The organism is Shinella sp. GW835-FHT14H05, assembly GCF_058793575.1.
Map to the genome: position 1 here is coordinate 119,422 of NZ_JBXAFY010000001.1, position 13,398 is coordinate 132,819.

At 64.0% G+C, this 13,398-nt stretch carries 13 protein-coding genes; 9 read left to right on the forward strand and 4 right to left on the reverse strand.

Going from position 1 to position 13,398, the window contains the following annotated elements; translation table 11 throughout:
• The first annotated feature begins 26 nt into the window (after positions 1-26).
• Genes AC1Q6Z_RS00555 through apnL form a run of 5 tightly spaced genes read left to right on the forward strand, consistent with a single transcriptional unit; the run spans position 27 to position 6,193 of the window.
• Positions 27-665 (forward strand): DUF2291 family protein, encoded by a 639-nt coding sequence (locus AC1Q6Z_RS00555; RefSeq protein WP_492646379.1) that lies wholly within the window; start codon positions 27-29, stop codon positions 663-665.
• A 2-nt stretch (positions 666-667) separates the two neighbouring features.
• Positions 668-2,206: a sugar ABC transporter ATP-binding protein gene (locus AC1Q6Z_RS00560; RefSeq protein ID WP_492646380.1), complete on the forward strand. Its 1,539-nt coding sequence runs from the start codon at positions 668-670 to the stop codon at positions 2,204-2,206.
• Positions 2,206-3,273: an ABC transporter permease gene (locus AC1Q6Z_RS00565; protein WP_492646381.1), complete on the forward strand. Its 1,068-nt coding sequence runs from the start codon at positions 2,206-2,208 to the stop codon at positions 3,271-3,273. The genes AC1Q6Z_RS00560 and AC1Q6Z_RS00565 overlap by 1 nt, the downstream gene beginning before the upstream one ends.
• 2 nt (positions 3,274-3,275) lie before the next feature.
• Positions 3,276-4,310 (forward strand): Gfo/Idh/MocA family protein, encoded by a 1,035-nt coding sequence (locus tag AC1Q6Z_RS00570; protein ID WP_492646382.1) that lies wholly within the window; start codon positions 3,276-3,278, stop codon positions 4,308-4,310.
• Positions 4,307-6,193, forward strand: a complete 1,887-nt coding sequence (gene apnL / locus AC1Q6Z_RS00575; protein ID WP_492646383.1) for a D-apionate lactonase — start codon at positions 4,307-4,309, stop codon at positions 6,191-6,193. The genes AC1Q6Z_RS00570 and apnL overlap by 4 nt, the downstream gene beginning before the upstream one ends.
• Here apnL and AC1Q6Z_RS00580 read toward each other — a convergent pair.
• On the reverse strand, positions 6,177-6,893 hold the full coding sequence (locus AC1Q6Z_RS00580) for a transcriptional regulator NanR (RefSeq protein ID WP_439617689.1): 717 nt from the start codon (positions 6,891-6,893) through the stop codon (positions 6,177-6,179). The two genes, apnL and AC1Q6Z_RS00580, sit on opposite strands and share 17 nt — an antisense overlap.
• A 141-nt stretch (positions 6,894-7,034) precedes the next feature.
• On the opposite strand from AC1Q6Z_RS00580, the gene oiaX reads away from it, so the two are divergent.
• Both oiaX and AC1Q6Z_RS00590 read left to right on the forward strand, forming a co-directional pair.
• Positions 7,035-8,291: a 3-oxo-isoapionate-4-phosphate decarboxylase OiaX gene (gene oiaX, locus AC1Q6Z_RS00585; protein WP_492646384.1), complete on the forward strand. Its 1,257-nt coding sequence runs from the start codon at positions 7,035-7,037 to the stop codon at positions 8,289-8,291.
• Positions 8,292-8,294: 3 nt separating this feature from the next.
• A complete protein-coding gene (locus AC1Q6Z_RS00590) occupies positions 8,295-9,587 on the forward strand; it encodes a four-carbon acid sugar kinase family protein (protein ID WP_492646385.1) in 1,293 nt (430 codons plus the stop codon).
• 1 nt (position 9,588) lies between these two features.
• Here AC1Q6Z_RS00590 and AC1Q6Z_RS00595 read toward each other — a convergent pair whose 3' ends face one another.
• From AC1Q6Z_RS00595 to AC1Q6Z_RS00605, 3 genes are read right to left on the reverse strand one after another with little or no spacing between them, the layout of a single operon-like run.
• Positions 9,589-10,371: an anti-sigma factor family protein gene (locus AC1Q6Z_RS00595; protein ID WP_492646386.1), complete on the reverse strand. Its 783-nt coding sequence runs from the start codon at positions 10,369-10,371 to the stop codon at positions 9,589-9,591.
• Entirely contained in the window at positions 10,368-10,934 is a 567-nt protein-coding gene (locus AC1Q6Z_RS00600; protein WP_439628949.1) for an RNA polymerase sigma factor, read from the reverse strand. The genes AC1Q6Z_RS00595 and AC1Q6Z_RS00600 overlap by 4 nt, the downstream gene beginning before the upstream one ends.
• Positions 10,918-11,292 carry a COG4315 family predicted lipoprotein gene (locus AC1Q6Z_RS00605; protein WP_435266469.1) on the reverse strand — a complete coding sequence of 125 codons (375 nt, stop codon included), beginning with the start codon at positions 11,290-11,292 and terminating at the stop codon, positions 10,918-10,920. Before AC1Q6Z_RS00605 ends, AC1Q6Z_RS00600 begins: the two co-directional genes overlap by 17 nt.
• A 250-nt stretch (positions 11,293-11,542) precedes the next feature.
• Between AC1Q6Z_RS00605 and kdpF the strand changes: the two genes are divergently transcribed.
• Both kdpF and kdpA read left to right on the forward strand, forming a co-directional pair.
• A complete protein-coding gene (gene kdpF, locus AC1Q6Z_RS00610) occupies positions 11,543-11,665 on the forward strand; it encodes a K(+)-transporting ATPase subunit F (RefSeq protein ID WP_369431707.1) in 123 nt (40 codons plus the stop codon).
• Positions 11,666-11,683: 18 nt separating this feature from the next.
• Positions 11,684-13,393 (forward strand): potassium-transporting ATPase subunit KdpA, encoded by a 1,710-nt coding sequence (gene kdpA, locus AC1Q6Z_RS00615; protein ID WP_492646387.1) that lies wholly within the window; start codon positions 11,684-11,686, stop codon positions 13,391-13,393.
• Positions 13,394-13,398: the final 5 nt, after the last annotated feature.

A 13,398-nucleotide genomic window follows, 5' to 3' on the forward strand; every position in this document is an offset into this window, starting at 1 on the left:
TTTGCTGTTCACGACGGAGAATGGGAATGCCGAAATTTCAGGCTGCCTGTACGGTTCTGCTTGCCGGCGCGCTGGCGCTCGGCGGCTGCAAGTTCGTCAAGACGGAGGACGAGCAGAAGCAGGCGGCAGCCGGCGCCTTCAATCCGGACAAGCTGGTCGCCGATATCTGGGACACCAAGGTCGTTCCCTATCTCGAAGAACGCGCCGGTCCCTTCCGGGAGGTTTCCGCACTTGCGGCGAGCGACCTGAATGCGGCCGCCGAAAAATACGGCCACAAGGAAAAGCAGGGCAACGCGCCCTGGACATTTGCCGCGAAGATCGACGGCGTGATCGTCGGCGAGGAGACGAAGTCGCGTGCGGCTTACGTCGATGTGGATGTCGATGGCGACAGCAAGGCGGATGTGCGCGTCTCGATCGGCCCGGCGATCCGCGGCACGGCGCTGCGCGACAGCCTGAAATTCGTGAATTTTAACGAGTTCAAGAACCAGATCGAATGGGCACAGTACGGCAAGTCGTTCAACACCCATGTGAACGGCACGCTGCTGGAAAAGCTTTCGCGTGAGGGCCTGACCGGCAAGACGATCAAGGCGACCGGCGCCTATCCTCTGCCGGCCAAGGGCCAGCTACCGCAATTCGTGCCCGCCACCATCACGGTCGGAGGCTGAACATGGCCGAAACCGATGACGTCATTCTTGAGCTGAAGGACATCACCAAGGCCTATTCCGGCATCGTGGCGCTGAAGAAGGCGGACCTCAAGCTGCGGCGTGGCGCGGTGAATGTGCTGGTCGGCGAAAACGGCGCCGGCAAGTCGACGATGATGCGCATCATCGCCGGCGTAGAGCGGCCGACGCTCGGCGAAATCTGGATGGATGGCGAGCGCATCCACCTCAACAGCCCGGCGGACGCGGTGCGCCACGGCATCGGCATCGTCTTCCAGGAGCTGAACCTCTTCGGCAACCTCTCCGTTGCCGAAAACATCTTTGCCACCCGCGAGATCACCCGTGGCCTCCGCGGCATCGACCACAAGGCGCAGGTGGAAAAGGCCAACGAGTTTTTGAACCGGCTCGAAGCCGGCATTTCCGCCGATACGCTTGCCGAAGACCTTCCGATCGGCCAGCAGCAGCTCGTCGAGATCGCTCGCGCCGTCTCGCTCGACACCCGCATCCTCATCATGGACGAGCCGACATCTGCGCTCAGTGCAGCGGAAGTCGACGTGCTCTTCCGGGTGATTGCAGACCTCAAGGCGCGCGGCGTGGCCATCGTCTACATTTCGCACCGGCTGGAAGAGCTGATGCGCATCGGCGACTATATTACCGTCTTGAAGGACGGCCAGATCACCGGCCATGCCATGGTCAAGGACATCGACACGCGCTGGATCGTGCGTTCGATGATCGGCTCGGATGCCAAGGATTTTGCCAAGCAGGTCGAGCATGAACCGGGTGCAGAAGTCTTCCGCACGGAGAACATATGCCTGCCGCGCGCGCAGGGCGGTTATGCGGTCGATCACGTCTCGATCGGTGTGCGCAAGGGTGAGATCCTCGGCATCTACGGCCTGATGGGCGCGGGGCGCTCCGAGCTTTTCGAATGCATCATGGGCCGCCACGAGCATTATACCGGCAAGATCTTCGTCGAGGGCGAGGAACTGAAGGGGCGTGACACGACCCGGCGCATTCGCGAGGGGCTGGCGCTGATCCCGGAGGATCGGCAGCGCGAAGGGCTGGTGCAGTCCATGTCGATTGCCGACAACCTGTCCATGGCGAGCCTCGGCCAGTTCCTGAAGGCAGGGTTTCATATCGATCTGAAGCTTGAGAAGAGCGCCATCATGGAGGCGATCCGCAATCTTTCGATCAAGGCGAAGAACCCGGATTTCGACGTCACCTCCATGTCCGGCGGCAACCAGCAGAAGGTGGTCATCGGCAAGGCGCTGATGACGGGGCCGAAGGTTCTGCTGATGGACGAGCCGAGCCGCGGCATCGATGTCGGCGCCAAGGCGGATGTTTTCCGCACCATGCGGCGGCTGGCGGGCGAGGGGCTCGCCATCCTGTTCTCCACCTCCGATCTCGAAGAGGTCATGGCGCTGTCCGACCGCATCGCCGTCATGAGCAACGGCCGCCTCGTGACCGTGGTGGATCGCAAGGATGCCACCGAGGAGATGATCGTCTCGGCTTCCGCAGAGGGACATAAAACCAAAAGGATGCATGCGTGATGACGACAGCAACACAAACTGCCGCCACCGGCAACCACCTCTCGACCGGCGCAGCACTGCTCACGCTGATGAAGCTCCGGACCTTCATCGCGCTCTTCGCGGTGATCATCTTCTTCTCCATCTTCGCGCCGAACTTTTTGTCGACCGCGAACATGATCCTGATGTCGAAGCACGCGACGCAGAACGCGTTCCTGGCGATCGGCATGACCTTCGTCATCATCACCGGCGGCATCGACCTGTCCGTCGGCTCGATCGTCGGGCTTTGCGGCATGATCGCCGGCGGGCTCATCATGTATGGCGTAGCGCTGCCGCTCGACTACACGGTCTATTTCAATATCGTCGAGGTCGCGATCATCGTCATGGTGGTCGGCATCCTGATCGGCGCGATCAACGGCCTGCTGATCACCCGCCTGAATGTTGCGCCCTTCATCGCGACGCTCGGCACGCTCTATGTCGCGCGCGGCATGGCGCTGCTCTATTCCGATGGCCAGACATTGCCCAATCTCACGGGCCGCGAAGACCTCGGCAACCAGGGTTTCAGCTATCTCGGCTCCGGCTCGATCCTCGGGCTTCCGGTCTCCGTGTGGATTCTCATCGTCGTGGCGCTGGGTGCGGCCTATTTCGCCCGCTTCGTGCCGCTCGGCCGGCATATCTTTGCGGTCGGTGGCAATGAGCGCGCCTCGCGCATGTCCGGCATCCGCGTCAATCGCGTCAAGATGTTCGTCTACATGTTCTCCGGCTTCTGCGCGGCGATCGTCGGCCTCATCATTTCGTCCGAACTGATGGCCTCGCACCCGGCGACCGGCACCAATCTGGAACTCAATGCCATTGCCGCGGCGGTTTTGGGCGGTACATCCATGTCTGGCGGGCGCGGCACGATCGGCGGCACGATCATCGGCGCCTTCGTGATCGGCATTCTGTCCGACGGGTTGGTGATGATGGGTGTGAGTTCGTTCTGGCAGATGGTGATCAAGGGGCTGGTGATCATCGTTGCCGTGGTGGTCGACCAGGCGCAGCGCCGGTTGCAGCAGCGCGTGACCTTGATGCAGATGGCAAAGGCAGGCTGAGCATGGCGGCATACAAGGGTGCATTGATCGGCTGCGGCTTCTTCGCCGTTAACCAGATGCATGGCTGGCAGGACCTGGCCGACGTGGAGATCGCGGCGATCTGCGACCGGGATCCGGAGCGGCTGAGAATTGTCGGCGACCAGTTCGGTGTGACGCGGCGCTACCAGTCGGCGGACGAGATGTTCGCTGCCGGCGGCTTCGATTTCGTCGACATCGCCACGACGGTTGGCAGCCACCGGGCGCTGGTGGAACTTGCCGCCAGCCACAAGGTGCCGGCGATCTGCCAGAAACCCTTTGCGCCGACGCTGGAGGATGCCAAGGCCATTGTGGCGGCCGCCGAAAAGGCCGGCATCCCGCTGATGATCCACGAGAATTTCCGTTGGCAAACGCCGATCCTCGCCGTCAAGGCGGTGCTGGAGAGCGGTGCGATCGGCTCGCCCTTCTGGGGTCGCGTGTCCTTCCGCTCCGGCTTCGATGTCTTCTCCGGCCAGCCCTATCTCGCGAAGGGCAAGCGTTTCATCATCGAGGACCTCGGCATCCATTCGCTGGATGTCGCCCGCTTCCTGTTCGGCGATGCCGGCCGCATGACCGCCCGCACGCGGCGCATCAATCCGGCCATTGCCGGCGAGGACGTGGCGACGATGCTGCTCGACCACGAGAACGGCATCACCTCCATCGTCGATGTCAGCTATGCCACCAAGCTGCCGGAAGAACCCTTCCCGGAAACCTTCGTCGAAATCGATGCGAGCGAGGGCACGTTGCGGCTCGGCAAGGACTACAGGCTCACCGTCCATGGCCCGAATGGAACGACGCAGAGCACCGTTGCGCCGAACCTGCTGCCCTGGGCCTCGCGGCCGTGGCACAATATCCAGGAGAGCGTGGCGCTCATCCAGAAGCACTGGATCGAGCGGCTGGCTGAGGGGAGGGAGCCGGATACATCCGGCCGGGACAATCTCAAAACCTTCGCACTGGTTGAGGCTGCCTATCTCAGCGCCGAGCGCGGCGAGACCGTAAGGCTGGGAGACCTGCTCGGATGAGTGCGGACCCGTTCCAGCTCTATGGCACCGACGAGCGCGAGCCGGAGAGCTGGTCTCTTGCCGTGGGTGCGCTCGGCGTCGTGCTTCAGGACGGCAATCTTCGCACGCTGCGTTTTCGCGGCCATGAGGTCCTGCGCGCCATTGCATTCCTGGTGCGCGACAAGGATTGGGGCACATGCAGCGCGGCGATCGCAGACCTCGCCATCGAGGAGACCGAACGCGGCTTTTCGGTCAGCTATCGCGCCCGCTTTACCGCGCCCTCCGGCGCGCATCTTGATTGCAATATCGGTATTTCGGGCACGGCCGAGGGCGTGAGCTTTTCGGCCGATTGCGTGAGCGACGCCGATTTCGAGACGGCGCGAGCCGGCTTCGTGGTGCTGCATCCGATTGTCGGCCTGGCGGGGCAGCCGGTGCAGGTTCGCCACGGCGATGGCAGCCTCGAACTGGCGCGCTGGCCAGACGAGATCGAGCCCTGGCAGCCGTTCAAGGATATCGCCGCGATCATGCACGGCGTCGCGCCCGGCATCGAGGCGACGACGGAATTCGGCGGCGATATCTTCGAGATGGAGGACCAGCGCAACTGGACCGACGGGTCCTACAAGACCTATGTGCGGCCGCTGGCGCTGCCCTGGCCCTATCTCGTGCCGGCGAACCAGCCGTTCAGCCAGCGGATTTCCGTCGCAATCCAGGCAGAGGAGGTCGCGGCCACCGCCGCCGGCACCGACGAGGTGATTTCGGTCGAGTTGAAATCGACGCCGCTGCGGTTTCCCGAACTCGGCATCGGTCTTCGGCCGGAATGTTTTGCGGAGGAAGTGGCCGCGCTCGACCTTCTCGGGATGCTCGGCGCGGGGCACCTGATTGCACATTTCGACCCCGGCGCGGGCCATGGCGAGGCGGCGCTGAAGGGCTACGCGGAAATTGCAGCGCGCTCCGGCCTTAAGGTGACGCTGGAACTCGCCGTGCCCTGTCAGCGCCCGCTCGACGAGGAGATGGCGGAATTCGCCGCCCTTGTCGATCATTGCAATCTTACGCTCGACATGCTGTTCGTCTGCCCTTCGGTCGATCGCCAATCGACGCCGCCGGGCAGCGCCTGGCCGGACTGCCCGCCGCTGGAAGACCTTTATGCCGCCGCGCGTGCGGCCTTTCCCGATATCCGGCTTGGCGGCGGCATGATGAGCTATTTTACGGAGCTGAACCGCAAGCGCGTGCCGGGCGACCATATCGATTATGTTAGCCATTGCACCAACCCGATCGTGCATGCGGCCGACGATCTTTCCGTCATGCAGACCTTCGAGGCGCTGCGCTATGTGGTGAGCTCCACCCGCGCCCTCTACGGCGACAAACCCTACCGCATCGGCCCCTCGACGATCGCCATGCGGCAGAATCCCTATGGCAGCGCGACGAAGGAGAACCCGACAGGCGCCCGTATCGCCATGGCTAATGTCGATCCGCGGCACAATGGCCAGTTCGGCGCGGCATGGACGCTGGCCTATGCCGCGACGGTGGCGTCGGCGGGGCTGGAGGTCCTGACACTTTCGACGCTGGCAGGCCCCTTCGGACTGGTGGCCGGCGCGGGCGAGCCGACGACGAAGGACGCATCGCGGCCGCTCGCGCATGTGCTGGCGCGGCTCGGGACCCTGGCCGGCGATGAACTGGTCGCTGTCGAAACGTCGCGGCCGGACGCCGTGCTGGGGCTGGCCTCGAAGAACCGGCTGCTGCTGGCCAATATCACGCCGGAAACGCAGGTGATCGAGCTTGCCGCCAAGCCGCGCAAGGTTCTGGAGATTGGCGCCGAAGGGACGGAACTGCCGGCGGAGGCGCAGATCATGCTACCGCCCTATGGCTGCGTCGAGATCGTGCTAAGGCTTACGGTCGAGCCTTGAGGGCATAAAGCGCGCGGGACCGTTCCAGGTGCTTTATCATCGCCTTTTCCGCAAAATCGGCGTCGCCCTTCTCGATTGCGCGGATGATTTCCTCATGTTCGGCGAGCGTGAAATTCTCGCGGCCCGTCCAGATGAGCATTTCGGTATGATAGGATTTCAGCCATCCCAGCATGGCGCCGCTGACGGCGACGAAGATCGGATTGCCGGAAATCTGCGCGATGGCCTGGTGGAACTCCATGTCGGCATCGATGAAGGCGTTGGCATCACCCAGGCTCTGCTTCTGCTTGTCGAGCAGCGCACGCAATTCGGCGATCTGCGCCGGGCTTGCCTTGGCGGCGGCCTCGCGGATCATGCCGCGCTCGAAGAAGATGCGGGCGCTCTTCAGGTGCTCCAGCGAATCGGACGAGCCGGAGAGCATCAGCTTGGCCGGCAGGTCGACCTGGCGGATGATGGATTCGGCGGTGATGCGCAGCACCTTGGCGCGCTCGCCCTGAGAAATCTCGACGAGGCCCTTGCCGGCCAGCGCCTGCATCGCCTCGCGGATGGCCGGGCGGCCGACGCCGTAGCGTTCCATCAGTTCGCGCTCGGAGGGCATGTCGTCGCCGGCCTTCAACTCGCCGGTCTCGATCATCAGCTTCAGGCGCGCGAAAACCTCGTCGGAGAGCTTTTTGCGGTGGATCGGTTCGGAAACGACGTTCATGGGTCACCTGATTTCGACAGGTTTGAATATGCACCAAGTTCCATCGCTGCAACAGGTTTTGCGACGGCCAGCTTGCAATAACATAAATACTCATTATACCAGCTGATGGGTTTTAACAAGCAGGCCATGGGAGGAGAAAGCGTGATCCGTCTGACCTATCGGATAGAGACGCCCGGTTCGGTGGAGGCAATGGCGGTGAAGATCGCCAGCGACCAGTCGACCGGCACCTTTGTGGCGCTGCCGGGGGAGACGGAGGAGTTAAAGGCGCGCGTGGCCGCCCGCGTCGTTGCCATCCGTCCGCTGCTGCCCAGCGACCGTGCGTCCTTCCCGGATGAAGCCGGCGGCGCGACGATCTTTAACCGGGCGGATGTCGATATCGATTTTCCGATGGATGCCGTCGGCACCGACCTTTCCGCGCTGATGACCATCGCGATCGGCGGCGTATTCTCCATCAAGGGCATGACGGGCATTCGTATCGTCGGCATGCAGCTACCGCAGGAATTTGCCGTTGCGCATCCGGGGCCGAAGTTCGGTGTGGCCGGCAGTTTTGCGCTGACGGGCGTGAAGGACCGGCCGATCATCGGCACCATCGTCAAGCCGGCGCTGGGCCTGCGTCCACACGAGACGGCCGAGATGGTCGGCGAGTTGATCGCGGCCGGTGTCGATTTCATCAAGGACGACGAGAAGCTGATGAGCCCGGCCTATTCGCCGCTGAAGGACCGCGTCGCGGCGATCATGCCAAAAATCCTCGATCACGAGCAGAAGACCGGCAAGAAGGTGATGTATGCCTTCGGCATCAGCCATGCCGATCCCGACGAGATGATGCGCAACCACGATCTGGTGCTTGCGGCCGGCGGCAATTGCGCCGTCGTCAACATCAACTCGATCGGCTTCGGCGGCATGAGCTTCCTGCGCAAGCGCTCCGGCCTCGTGCTGCATGCCCACCGCAACGGCTGGGATATTTTCACGCGCCATGCGGGCCTCGGTTTCGAGTTTTCCGTCTGGCAGCAGTTCTGGCGCCTCCTCGGCGTCGACCAGTTCCAGATCAATGGCATCCGCGTCAAATACTGGGAGCCGGACGAGAGCTTCGTGCGCTCCTACAAGGCGGTCACGACGCCGCTGTTTTTCGAAGGCGATGTGGCGCTGCCGGTCATCGGTTCCGGCCAATGGGGCGGGCAGGCGCCGGATACGATCGCGGCGACGGGCGGCTCGACGGACCTGCTTTATCTCTGCGGCGGCGGCATTGTCAGCCATCCGGGCGGGCCGGGAGCGGGCGTGAAGGCGGTCCGGCAGGCCTGGGAGGCGGCGGTCGCGGGCGTGCCGCTCGAAACCTATGCGAAGGACCATCCGGAACTCGCGCAATCCATCGCGAAATTTGCCGATGGCAAGGCGGCCTGAACCATGATGCGACCGCTGATCAGCTATTATGGCGATGATTTCACGGGCTCCACCGATGTCATGGAAGCGCTCGCCTCGAACGGCGTCGAGACCGTGCTGTTCCTGAAAGTGCCCGATGCGGACCTGCTGTCGCGCTTTGCCACTGCGCGTGCCTTCGGGCTTGCCGGCACCAGCCGCAGCGAGACGCCGGACTGGATGGACGTGCATCTGCGCAAAGCCTTCGGCTGGCTGAAGACGCTCGACGCCGAACTCTGCCATTACAAGGTCTGCTCGACCTTCGATTCCGCGCCGCAGGTCGGCAGCATCGGCCGGGCAATCGAGATCGGCCGTGCGGTTTTTGGCGAAGCAACGGTGCCGCTCATCGTCGGCGCACCGCAGATCCGGCGTTATACCGCGTTCGGTGAACTCTTCGCCGCCTATCAGGGTCGCAATTACCGCATCGACCGCCACCCGGTCATGTCGCGCCATCCCGTCACGCCGATGGACGAGGCGAACCTGCTGATGCACCTCGCGCGCCAGACGACGCTGTCGTCGGCGCTCATCGACAATGTTGAGCTTCTTGCAGTGTCCGAGCCGGAAGCGGCCGATATCCTGCTTATCGACGTGCTCGATGCGGCGACGCAGACGGCCGCGGGAGCCTTGCTCTGGAGCCTGCGCCACAAAAGCCGCTTCGCCTGTGGCTCCTCCGGCGTCGAATATGCCCTGATCCCCGCCTGGCGGAACGAGGGCCTGATCGGGGAGAAACCGATCTTTGCCGATGCCGGTCCGGTGGATCGCATCGCCGTCGTCTCCGGCAGCGTTTCGCCCACCACCGAGCGGCAGATCCGCCATGCGCTGGCAAATGGCTTTGCGGGCGTCACGCTCGATCCGCTCGCCCTTGCAGGGGAGGATGGCGGACCGGCAATTGCCGCGGCGATCGAGGCCGGGCTCAATGTGCTGGAGAGTGGGAGCAGCGTGGTGCTCTACACGGCGCTGGGGCCGGCGGCGGACCGGGGTGGCGACCTCGACGGCGGTGCGCGCCAGCGTCTTGGCCGCGCGCTCGGCCGCATCCAGTCGGCGCTTGTTGCGCGCGCCGGGCTTTCCCGCGCGGTGGTTGCTGGCGGCGATACGTCGAGCCATGCGCTTGGCGAAATGGGCATTTTGGCGCTGACGCTGAAGATGCCGTTGCCGCAGACGCCGGGTTCGCCGCTCTGCATCGCCCATGGCGGGGCGGCAGATGGCTTGCAGATCGCGCTGAAGGGCGGCCAGGTCGGCGGCGACGACTATTTTTCCATGATCCGCGCCGGCCGCGCGTGATCTAGCTCGGAAACTGGCGGTAACATTCCTCGGCGATCTTCTGGAGCAGGTCGCGGGAAATGTCGCCGGTCACGGCGTAGCCGAGGTCGCCGTCGATCCAGTAGAAGGTCTCGATGCCGCTGGCGGACGCGAAGCGGAAGCTCGTCGTCTTGTTCTCGCCGTTGCGGCCGACGAGGACGGTGACGCGCCGGCCGGCATCGTCCTCGTACATGAACATCGCACCCGGCTTGTCCGCCACGGGCAGCAGCCGGCCGCCGACCAGCTTGAAGCCGATCGTTTGCAGGTTCGGCACTTTCAGGTTGGTGATGGCGAGGCGTTTGCCAAGCCAGGTCGCAAGATGCGCCTCCTGGTCGGCGAAGACTTCGACGGGGTGTCGCACCTCGCTCGCATAGATCAGATAGGCGTTGCGCGCCTCGTTCGGTAGCGCATCCATAGCCGTCATCACCGGGGTCTTTTCGAAGAGCATCGGCCCGAAATGACCGGCGACGCCGCCAAACAGGAAGACGAGGGCTGCCGCTGCGGCCATGGCAAGACGCGATGGTGCCGCCGCCCTGGACGCGGCCGAGGCTGCCGAGAGCAGCGCCAGATCGGACGGCCGCGACGTCGCATAGGGCGCGAAGGCGCCCCGGAGTTCATCGTTCTGGGCCTGCCAGTCGGCCACCATCTGGGCGGCTTCCGGGTTTTCGGCAAGGTGGCTTTCCACGCGCTGGCGCTCGGCCTCGCCGAGGAAGCCGTCGGCATAGGCGTGCAGGTCCGTTTCGGAGACGGGGCGGCTCTCGCTCATCTGGGGCTCCGCAAGTGAATGACGTTTTCCTCCTGCAATTTCTGTCGCAACATCTGCCGCGCGCGCGACAGCCGCGACATGACGGTGCCGACCGGAATCGCCAGCATGTCGGCGACCTCCTGGTAGGAATGACCCTCCACGGCGACCAGCATCAGCACGGCGCGCGCCTCCTTCGGCAGGATTTCCAGCGCCTGGACGAGCCGGTTGCGCGCCAGCGGGTCCGAGGGCAGGGCGCTCGCGGCTACGGTTTCAGCCTCCTCGATGCCGACGGAGGGGCGCCGCGCGATGGCCCGGCGCGCGTTGAGGTGCAGGTTGGTCATGATCTTGTAGGCCCAGGCGCGGATGTTGGCACCCTGCCATTGCGAGCGATGCGTCAGCGCCTTCTCGACGCAATCCTGCAGCAGGTCCTCGCTCTCCGCATCCGAGCGCGTCAGGCTGCGCGAATAGCGCCGAAGCTGCGGCAGGAGGGCGAGAATCTGGGCGTCGAAGGACGGGGGCGGGGAGGCTATGCCCTCCCGCCCACTATCGCCCGGAGCGTCGTTCGGGTCAGGGCTTTGCGACATCCCAGACTTCGTTCACGCCGTCGCCGGTGGTGTCGCCTTCCTTGGTGTCCTTGATCCAGTAGTAGAGCGGCATGCCGTCCTTGGCCCATTGTTTGGCCCCGTCCTTGCGGGTGACGAGCGAATATGCACCCTCCGCCACCGCATCGGAAGCGGCGATCGCCGGCGGCCAGTTGGTGGCGCATTTGTCGTAGCAGTTGGATTCGCCGGCCGTGTCCTTCTTGAAGGTGTAGAGCGTCATGCCCTTGTCGCCGGCAAGGACGTCGCCCTTGTCGGTCTTCACGGTCTTGAAGGGTTCGGCGGCGAAGGCGCTGCCCGCCAGGACGGCAACGGCGAATGGCACGAGGATTAAGAGCTTCATGGTCGTCTCCCATCGTTAAGCGACTTTCATGAGCCGCCTATGCCAAGACACCGGCCCCTGCCGGATTATTCCATCCAGGCCCAAAAAATTCTGGCGCCTTTATTTTTTCCTTACGTCGCGCTTGCGCCTTCCCAATCGAAACCTGACCCGCTCCGCGCCTATTTTGCCCTTCGCATAAACAGGAGAACGGACATGTCCGATTTCATATTCCTCGCGCTTGGCTGCGGCACCTTCATCGTCTTTGCCGCCTATGCCCGCGCGCTCGACCGATTGTGAGGAAAGACCCGTGCTCGAACCTCTTTTCGGCCTTTTCGTCGCCCTCGCGCTTGGCGCCTATCTCGTGGTCACGCTTCTGCGGCCCGAACGCTTCTGAGCCTCCAGGAGAATCTTGATGACTGCTATCGGGTGGCTACAGATCGCCCTCTTCTTCCTTGCGGTGCTTGTCACCATCAAGCCGCTCGGACTTTACATGGCCCGCGTCTTTGCCGGCGAGCGCACCGCGCTTTCGCCGGTTCTGGGGCGTCTCGAGGCCGATCTCTATCGTGTCTCGGGCATTTCGCCCCAGAAAGAGCAGGGATGGCTCGCCTATACGGTGTCCATGCTGGCCTTTTCCGTCGCCGGCTTCGTCCTGCTCTACGCGATGCTGCGGCTCCAGGCCTATTTGCCGCTCAACCCGCAGGGTTTTGCCGGCATGGCGCCGGACCTCGCCTTCAACACCGCGGTCTCCTTCGTCACCAACACCAACTGGCAGAACTACGGCGGTGAAACGACGCTCAGCCATTTCAGCCAGATGGCCGGCCTCACGGTGCAGAACTTCCTCTCCGCCGCAACCGGCATGGCGCTCGCTGTCGCGCTGACCCGGGCGCTTGCCCGCTCCAAGGTCTCGACGCTCGGCAACTTCTGGGTCGATATGACGCGGGCGACGCTCTACGTGCTCCTGCCGATGGCGCTCGTCATCGCACTCGCCTTCGTCGCCCTGGGCCTGCCGCAGACGCTGGATGGTTCCGTCACGGCCACCACGCTTGAAGGCGCTAGCCAGACGATTTCGCTCGGCCCCGTCGCGAGCCAGGAAGCGATCAAGCAGCTCGGCACCAATGGCGGCGGCTTCTTCAACGTCAATGCTGCGCACCCCTTCGAGAACCCGACGGCTTTCGCCAACTATCTCAATATCTTCGCCATGCTGTCGATCTCGGCGGCCTTGGTCTACAGCTTCGGCCAGCTCGTCGGCAATCGCCGGCAGGGCTGGGCGCTGATCAGCGCCATGGCCATCCTGCTCATCGCCGGTGTCGCCGTCGTCTACTGGGCGGAAGCGCAGGGCAACCCGATCCTCACCGCGCTCGGCGTCGATGCGTCTGCCGGCAACATGGAGGGCAAGGAAGTCCGTTTCGGACAGGCGATGACGGCTCTTTATGCGGCCGTCACCACCGGCCTTTCGGATGGCGGCGTCAATGGCATGCACGGGTCCTTCACCGGGCTCGGCGGCCTCGTGCCGATGTTCCTGATGCAGCTTGGCGAAGTCTTGCCGGGCGGTGTCGGTTCCGGGCTCTATGGCATGCTGGTCTTCGCGCTGCTCGCCGTCTTCGTCTCCGGCCTGATGGTTGGGCGCACGCCGGAATTCCTCGGCAAGAAGATCGAGGGCCGCGAGATGAAATATGCCATGCTCGCCGTGCTCGTGCTGCCGCTCGCCATTCTCGGCTTCACCGCGGTCTCCGCCGTGCTGCCCTTCGCTGTGGCCAGCGTCGGCACCGCTGGTCCGCATGGACTTTCGGAAATCCTCTATGCCTATACGTCGGCGGCCGCCAACAATGGCTCGGCCTTCGGCGGGCTGACGGGCAACACCGCCTGGTACAACACGACGCTCGGCATCTCCATGCTGCTTGGCCGCTTCGCCTATGTCGTGCCGGTCATGGCGATTGCCGGTTCGCTGGCCGCGAAGGTCAAGGTTCCGCCGTCGCCGGGCACCATGCCCACGGATGGACCGCTCTTCGTCGGCCTTCTTGTCGGCATCATCCTCATCCTCGGCGGCCTGCAGTTCTTCCCAGCACTCGCCCTTGGCCCCATCGTCGAACATTTCGCGATGCTCGCCGGCCAGACCTTCTAAAGGAA

What these genes read in the sequence shown, in the direction of transcription:
- kdpF (WP_369431707.1), top strand. Translation starts at nt 11,543, where the DNA reads ATGCCCGCGCGCTCGACCGATTGTGAGGAAAGACCCGTGCTCGAACCT.
- AC1Q6Z_RS00580 (WP_439617689.1), bottom strand. Translation starts at nt 6,893, where the DNA reads ATGAACGTCGTTTCCGAACCGATCCACCGCAAAAAGCTCTCCGACGAG.
- AC1Q6Z_RS00605 (WP_435266469.1), bottom strand. Translation starts at nt 11,292, where the DNA reads ATGAAGCTCTTAATCCTCGTGCCATTCGCCGTTGCCGTCCTGGCGGGC.
- AC1Q6Z_RS00570 (WP_492646382.1), top strand. Translation starts at nt 3,276, where the DNA reads ATGGCGGCATACAAGGGTGCATTGATCGGCTGCGGCTTCTTCGCCGTT.
- apnL (WP_492646383.1), top strand. Translation starts at nt 4,307, where the DNA reads ATGAGTGCGGACCCGTTCCAGCTCTATGGCACCGACGAGCGCGAGCCG.
- AC1Q6Z_RS00590 (WP_492646385.1), top strand. Translation starts at nt 8,295, where the DNA reads ATGATGCGACCGCTGATCAGCTATTATGGCGATGATTTCACGGGCTCC.
- kdpA (WP_492646387.1), top strand. Translation starts at nt 11,684, where the DNA reads ATGACTGCTATCGGGTGGCTACAGATCGCCCTCTTCTTCCTTGCGGTG.
- AC1Q6Z_RS00555 (WP_492646379.1), top strand. Translation starts at nt 27, where the DNA reads ATGCCGAAATTTCAGGCTGCCTGTACGGTTCTGCTTGCCGGCGCGCTG.
- AC1Q6Z_RS00565 (WP_492646381.1), top strand. Translation starts at nt 2,206, where the DNA reads ATGACGACAGCAACACAAACTGCCGCCACCGGCAACCACCTCTCGACC.
- AC1Q6Z_RS00560 (WP_492646380.1), top strand. Translation starts at nt 668, where the DNA reads ATGGCCGAAACCGATGACGTCATTCTTGAGCTGAAGGACATCACCAAG.
- AC1Q6Z_RS00595 (WP_492646386.1), bottom strand. Translation starts at nt 10,371, where the DNA reads ATGAGCGAGAGCCGCCCCGTCTCCGAAACGGACCTGCACGCCTATGCC.
- AC1Q6Z_RS00600 (WP_439628949.1), bottom strand. Translation starts at nt 10,934, where the DNA reads ATGTCGCAAAGCCCTGACCCGAACGACGCTCCGGGCGATAGTGGGCGG.